The 2,500-nt window shown below is 58.3% G+C and carries 1 protein-coding gene; it reads right to left on the reverse strand.

The genetic code is table 11. The features are described from left to right. Positions 1-659 precede the first annotated feature (659 nt). Positions 660-2,500, reverse strand: a 1,841-nt coding sequence (gene putA, locus ACOVRA_RS10185; protein ID WP_421720200.1) for a bifunctional proline dehydrogenase/L-glutamate gamma-semialdehyde dehydrogenase PutA, incomplete at its 5' end; no start/stop codon positions are given.

Raw genomic sequence — 2,500 nt, forward strand, 5'->3', positions numbered from 1 at the left:
AAAGGCCTCATTTTAGAAGCATGTGCTTCCAAAAATACATAAGGCTTCCCCAAGGTGTCTCAAAGGCATCGCCTAAGTTCTTGACCAAGGGCTTCACACGGCAGTCGGGCACAAGCACACTCGGGCATCAGGACAGCTAATCCCAATGAAACACGAGGTCGCCACTTCAACCTCGATTAATCCCGCTTACCATCCCCAACCGGTGTCGCCGCTGCAGCAACAACGCCCTCTCGTCGGAGATGGCCTTAAGTTATGCGGGGTTTGATGGGTGGGGGATAAGTTTTTATCTATGCGCTCCCCTCTCCTGCTGGGAGAGGGGAGCGCGCCTTAGCCTTAGGGTGTTGCGGGGCGAATTTGTGCTGCCGATCTGGATCTATTTTGGTGCAACCTAGGTTTCACCAAAATAGATCATCGAGCTTGCCCGCGACATCTGGGTCGTCAAGTGCGCAGCTTTGCTGCGTCGCTAAGCGATCCGTTTTCATAGAAAACGGACACTTGACTGCCCAGAGGTCGCAAGAACAATGGAGTTAGCGGTTTGGTGGGCCGGAAGGATCACCAAAGCGCTTCTAGATAGAAACCCCACCAAAAGGACCGCGCAGCACGAGCTGCGCGTTGCCGTTCACCGGCTTCGCTGCCGCTTCCATGTGGAAAGCCACCCCCTATAGATTAAACAAGCGCGGGTCGCCGCCTTGGGCGGCGCGGTTGATGGTTTTGGTGCGTTCGGTGGCAAAGCGGTGGAGATAGTGGGGGCCGCCTGCCTTTGGGCCGGTGCCGGATAGGCCCTCGCCACCAAAAGGTTGCACGCCGACCACGGCACCCGTCATGGTGCGGTTGACGTAATAATTGCCAGCGGGAACGGCTGCTTCCACCTCGTCAACAAAGCTGTCGAGGCGGGTGTGGCACCCGAGCGTGAGGCCATAGCCCTTGTGCGCCAAGGCGGCACCCACGCTGTCAATCGCTTCGGGATGATAGCGCAGCACGTGCAGGATGGGGCCGAACACTTCGGTTTCCAAGATGTCGAGGCTGTCGATCTCCACCAAACACGGACCGTAAAAATAGCCTTGCTCTGCCAAACTACCCACGTCGATCTTTTTCAAAATCTTGGCTTCTTGCGACATACGGGCTTCATGCGCCTCCAAAATGGCCCGCGCATCGCCATCAATCACCGGACCAATGTCGGTGGAAAGAAGGGCGGGGTCACCCAGCACCAATTCGTCCATCGCGCCCTTCAGGCAATCCAGCACCGCATCGGCGGTTTCATGCGGCAAGAACAACAGGCGCAGGGCCGAACAGCGCTGCCCAGCCGAGCCAAAGGCGGAGACGATGACATCATCCACCACTTGTTCTTTTAGAGCGGTGGTGTCGACAAACATGGCATTGAGGCCGCCTGTCTCGGCGATGAGCGGGACAATTGGCCCGTCCTTATGCGCCAAGGTTCGCGCGATCAGACGCGCGACACTGGTCGAGCCGGTGAAGGCGATACCGGCGATCTTTGAATTGCTGACCAAATGCGCACCCGTGCGCCCATCGCCCAAAACCAAGTGCAGCACCTCTTTTGGCACGCCTGCCTGATAGAGGATTTCGCAAGCCGCTTGGGCGATCAGCGGAGTCTGCTCAGCGGGCTTGGCGACGACTGAATTGCCAGCGGCCAAAGCTGCTGCAACCTGGCCCATAAAAATCGCCAATGGGAAGTTCCAAGGGCTGATGCAGCCAAATACGCCGCGCCCATGCAGGGATAGCACATTGGTCTCGCCTGCTGGGCTGGGCAGCTCGACCGGGCTTTGAAACTCTTGCGCGGCTTGAGCCGCATAATAGCGCAAGAAGTCGATGGCCTCGCGGACTTCGTCGATACAATCCTGCAGGGTCTTGCCGGCCTCTGCCGAGCACAAAGCCATCAAGCTGACGCGGTCAGCCTCCATCAAATCGGCGGCGCGGGTCAGGATCAGACTTCTGCCATAGCCGCCTAAACGGTCCCAAGCGGGTTGGGCATTGTGGGCAAGGTCGCAAGCCGCATCGAGGGCCTCAAGGCTTGTCTCATCAATATGGCCGACAATGAATTTGTGATTTTGCGGTGCGGTAATGGCGACCGAGCCTTGCCCTTCGCTCTTTTGGGCTTGGGCACTGATGGTTTGCTCCAGCGCTACAACATCGGGGGCCAGCGTCAGATCGAGGCCTTTGGAATTGGCGCGGGCTTCGCCATAGAGCGCTGGCGGGGCTGGCACTTTCAAATGTCGCCGCGTGCCGGCTTCCAACGCCGTCAACGGATCACCGGCGACGCGTTCTACTGGGACATCTTCGTCCAAGAAGGCATGCACAAAGCTGGTATTGGCCCCATTTTCGAGCAGACGGCGCACGAGATAAGGCAGCAGGTCTTCATGGGCGCCAACGGGGGCATAGACGCGGACATTCATATCGCCAAATAGATCGCGCGCCGTGGCATAAAGGGTCTCGCCCATGCCGTGTAGACGCTGAAACTCATAGGCCTCTTGACCTGCCGCTT

The sequence above is a fragment of the Aquidulcibacter sp. genome (genome assembly GCF_049239865.1).
Taxonomy (GTDB): domain Bacteria; phylum Pseudomonadota; class Alphaproteobacteria; order Caulobacterales; family Aquidulcibacteraceae; genus Aquidulcibacter.